We start from the raw sequence: 4,552 nt of genomic DNA on the forward strand, positions 1-4,552 counted from the left end.
GCGGGACGCATCGGTGATGGCGGGCTGGCCCTGCGCCTTTTGCGGCAAAAAGAATTTTCTGCCGCACTGCCCCTGGCCCAGCAGCTCGACCAGCTCAACACCGAACGCAAACAGGCGGAAAACGCCATCCACAGCGAGGCCCGAACTCAGGTCCTGGACATGCTCACCCGCGAACCAAGGGCCAGCCTTGTCCTGTACGGACAGGACTGGCACCCCGGCATCGTGGGTATTGTGGCTTCGCGCATTGTGGAAGAATTTTACCGGCCCACCATTATTCTCTGCCAGGATCAGGGCAGCCTGAAGGGGTCCGGCCGTTCCGTGCGGGAATTTGACTTGCACGCCGGTTTATGCCAGACCGCCGACAGCCTTTCGGGTTTCGGCGGCCACAGGCTGGCTGCGGGGCTTCGCCTGCCCCTGGAAAACCTGGCGCGCTTTCGCGCGGAATTTGAAAATTTTGTTACACAGCAGCTTGGCACAAATCCCCTCAGCCCCAGCCTGACGCTGGAATGCCAGCTGGATTTCGCCCAAGCCAGCAACCAGACCTTTCTTAAAGAACTGGAAATGCTCCAGCCTTTTGGCCCGGGCAATGCCGAACCGGTCTTTGCCTCACCCGCGCTTCTGGTCAAAGACCGCTCACCCTTGGGACGCGGCGGCGAACATGTGCGCCTGCGTCTTCAGGACGAGCACAGCGGCCTTATTCTCACAGCCAAAGCCTGGCGCATGGGCCAAACGCTGACATCTTCAATGGTCGGCAAGCGCATTCGCATCGCCTACACCCCCCGCCTTGATACCTACAACGGTATAACATCCGTTGATGTAGGCATCAAAGACTGGCAACCCGCCTCCTGACCATTACAGTCAGGCTAGAGCTGTGACAGGCAACGGGGAACAAATATTTCCGCCTGTCACAGGGTAATGCTTCTCCACACACTCCTGTCACACAGGTTGACCATTTTTTGCGATGTAACCACCGTATCCAATCACCACAGTCAACGAAAACGTATTGTCATGGCTGACAATTCATTTTAGCATTCTGATAGCATAGATATACTATGGGGCATAGTGATGTTGCAAAACCAATACCAAAGCTGGACAAACAGCAGCGCTGTTTCCAAGCCGCTGTTCGGAACCGAGCGGCGGATCCTGCTGCTGGTCATAACATCAATATTTTCCACAGCATTATTCACTGTTTTTGTTTTCCACCATTACCTTTCTTCTGAACTTAATTATAGAATACTGAGCCGTTCTGACGCCATCTTTTCCCTGCTGCTGAGCCGCATCCCCCCCCAGAGCATCACCGACATCCATACCGCTGACGACAGCAACAGCGCTTTGTATCAGCGAGTGCACGCCACTCTTGAAGGGGTGCGCAAAATCACGGCAGTGCGCTACCTGTACACGGCAAAACGCAATGCCGAAGGCCAGGCCATCTACGTTGTTGACGGACTGAACCCCGATTCCGAAGATTTTCGCTATCCGGGAAGCCTCATTGAAGACGAGGTGGCGCCCATGACGCACATCTGCCTTGACGGCAAATCATTCCTTGGAACCAAGGTAATGGACACCACCTGGGGAAAGATCATTCCAGCATGTGAACCCATAAAGCTGAACGGCGTTACCGTCGGTGCGCTGGTTATCGAGTTTGACGTCAATTCCTTTGCAGAAAGCGCACGGCGCTCGTCGCTGATCTGCCTGACGTTTTCCATCGGCTTTGCCGTGGCCGCGACAGCGGTCACCACATGGCTTTTGCGGAAGCTTTCCGTGCCGCTTTACCGAAAGCTGGCCTATACCGACCTGCTTACAGGCACACTCAACCGCAATGCCTTTGAAGAAAAGATCAGGCAGATAGATGAAAAAAAACAGCAGGACGGGCTGATCATACTGACCTGCGACATCAACATGCTCAAAAGAATCAATGACCAGGAGGGGCATGCGGCCGGGGATGCCCATATCCGCACCCTGGCCCGTCTGCTGGAAAACCACCTCATGGCTTTTGGAAAAACATACCGCATCGGCGGCGACGAATTCGCTTCACTGCTACACAATCTTGCGCCTGAAAACCTGGAAAAGAAAATGCAAAAGCTGTTTTCATTGACGGAAAAAATAAAAGTCAGCGGGTTTCCTTTTGTGTTTGCCTACGGCATGGCGCAATTTGATCCCAAGCAGGACAAGAGCGTGCACGATACCCTGAGACGCGCGGATGCCAAAATGTACGCGCATAAAAACCTGCTCAAGCAAACGGAAAACAAGAGCTTCTCATAACAGCACGTCTACAGTCTCCTCAATGGGAAGACATGAAAATGCTTGACGAAAGCAACCGTGAAAGTTTTTTGAACAAAAAACAGCGCAAAAAGCCCCTTTTGCCGGGCAGCGCGCCCAGACCGCAACGGCCCCCGCAAAATGTTTCTTTGCGGGGGCCGTTGCGGTCTGGCGTGTATCCAGCGGATGGTCAGGGGCGGGGCGGCACGGTGTGTGCCTCTTCAAAAAAAACCGCCGGCTGCAGTATGACAATCTCATCGCTGTTTTTGTCAAAATCCCACAAGCCCTGATCCTGAGCCTGGCGCATGACCTTATAGAGCGAAATGCGGTGCATGCCAAGCAGGTCGGCCATTTCTCTATAAGAAAGATCCCGCCTGGCCCGTAAGGGCGCAGACCCGGGAACCAGGCGCGAAGCGAGGTATTTGCACACTCTGGTCAGTTGCGACTCCAGACTGAGAGATACCAGATGCTGTGAAAGCAGCGTCACCTTGGTGGCATAACTCTGACAAAGGTTGAGCAGCAGCTCCGGCCGTTCTTTGCCAAGCATTTTCACGTCCTGCATGGTGAATGTATGTAAATAGCAGTTTTCCATGCATTCATGATAAAATCGTGCGTCTCCCGTCCGGATAAGACTCCTTTCCTGGTCGTTCGCAAAAAGCGGTGTTTCGTTAAAGCAACAGCCGTCTCCCAGGTACCAGAGGGTTTTCTCTCCGCCATCAGACGCCAGGGCCACCAGCCGTACCCTGCCGCTCACCAGAAAGTACATCCGCTCACTGTCGTCCGCGAATTTATAACCCTTTTTCCATTGGCGCGGCCTGCCTGTAATGACATCACGCCAACACTCGTTGTGTTTTACCAATTCTGTAAAAGACACGGCGTTCCCCCCATTGGAAGAGGTTGTACTCCTGCCAGACCTTGATTGAAAAACGGCATGGCAAGCCTGCATGGTCAGTGAACGTGAAAGCATATCATCCGACAGCCCGCCATTACGAGCTTTGCGGAAAGCAAAATTCGCCACAAAAAGAGCACGCGTTTTTCCGCGTGCGCCACTTTTGCCGGTTTCAAATTTCATGCTGTTACGGCATATTTTTCACGAACGCTATGGAACCACGCCGTTCTTGAAAGACTTATCGCATGGTTGTCCTGTCGTCCATCGTAACAGAGCAGAAAAGTGTTATTTTCTCTGTCGGCAAACTAACGCGCTCTTTTTGTGAATATTGTTGCAATAACAACATTTTCCGCCGTCTCCAAGGGCTAACATGCATTTTACCGACTATCTGTCCGCATCCGTCAGGGCAATACGGCCAGATTGTGCAAAAAAACGCCCGACCAAATGGAGGTTCTCATGGGCCACCCGACTATCTACCCCACCGGTGTCACGGTTTACAACCCTGAAAAAGCCTGGAGCGGCTTTACCATTATCCAGGCTCCCGACAACGGCGCCTTGCTGCTCGGCATGAACGGACACGAGATCCGCATGTGGAAAGACGTGCACGGCTTCCCCAACAAAATGTTCCCCGGCGGCATGCTTATGGGCAGCACCGGAACCCGTCACCCCAAGCACGGCCTTCAGGACCAGCTTGACCTCGTGCAGATCGACTGGGACGGCAACATTGTATGGAAGTTTGACCGTGCAGAATTTATTGAAGATCCGGGTATGGAAGGCCGCTGGATGGCTCGCCAGCACCACGATTTCCAGCGCGAAGGCAGCTCCACCGGCTATTACGCCCCCGGCCAGGAACCCAAGATCGATTCCGGTAACACCCTGGTTCTTTGCCATAAAAACACCATCAACCCCTACATCAGCGACAAAATGCTGGTTGATGACGTTATTTATGAAGTGACATGGGAAGGCGATATCGTGTGGGAATGGAACTGCGCCGACCACGCCGAAGATATGGGCTTTGACGAAGCGGCCCGCAACGCCATGTGCCGCGACCCCAACTTCCGCGGCGGCACCATCATGGAAAATGCCCCCGGCGTGGGCGACTGGATGCACGTCAACTCCATGTCCACCCTTGGACCCAACAAGTGGTTTGACGCCGGCGACGCCCGCTTCCATCCCGACAATATCATTATTGACGGCCGTGAAACCAACATCATCCTTATCCTCGACAAAAAGACCGGCAAAATAGTTTGGCAGCTTGGCCCCAACTATGACCGCACCCCCGAAGAAAAAGCCATCGGCTGGATCATCGGCCAGCACCACGCCCACATGATCCCCCGTGGCCTGCCGGGCGAAGGCAACATCCTTGTGTATGACAACGGCGGCTGGGGCGGTTACGGCAGCCCC

General features: G+C 54.1%; 4 protein-coding genes. 3 read left to right on the forward strand and 1 reads right to left on the reverse strand.

Annotated elements, in window-relative coordinates; all coding sequences use genetic code 11:
• A partial coding sequence (locus V6C07_RS06920; RefSeq protein WP_333535622.1) for a DHHA1 domain-containing protein occupies positions 1-849 on the forward strand: 849 nt, incomplete at its 5' end.
• Positions 850-1,065: 216 nt separating this feature from the next.
• Positions 1,066-2,262, forward strand: coding sequence for a sensor domain-containing diguanylate cyclase (locus V6C07_RS06925; protein ID WP_333535623.1), 1,197 nt, complete (start codon positions 1,066-1,068; stop codon positions 2,260-2,262).
• Positions 2,263-2,449: 187 nt separating this feature from the next.
• Here the strand turns inward: V6C07_RS06925 and V6C07_RS06930 are convergent, their stop codons facing one another.
• Entirely contained in the window at positions 2,450-3,133 is a 684-nt protein-coding gene (locus V6C07_RS06930) for a Crp/Fnr family transcriptional regulator (protein ID WP_333535624.1), read from the reverse strand.
• A 471-nt stretch (positions 3,134-3,604) separates the two neighbouring features.
• Here V6C07_RS06930 and V6C07_RS06935 point away from each other — a divergent pair.
• A partial coding sequence (locus V6C07_RS06935) for an aryl-sulfate sulfotransferase (protein WP_333535625.1) occupies positions 3,605-4,552 on the forward strand: 948 nt, incomplete at its 3' end.

Source organism: Desulfovibrio sp. 1214_IL3152 (genome assembly GCF_036763055.1).
In the GTDB taxonomy this organism is placed as follows: Bacteria; Desulfobacterota; Desulfovibrionia; order Desulfovibrionales; family Desulfovibrionaceae; genus Desulfovibrio.

What these genes read in the sequence shown, in the direction of transcription:
- V6C07_RS06925 (WP_333535623.1), top strand. Translation starts at nt 1,066, where the DNA reads ATGTTGCAAAACCAATACCAAAGCTGGACAAACAGCAGCGCTGTTTCC.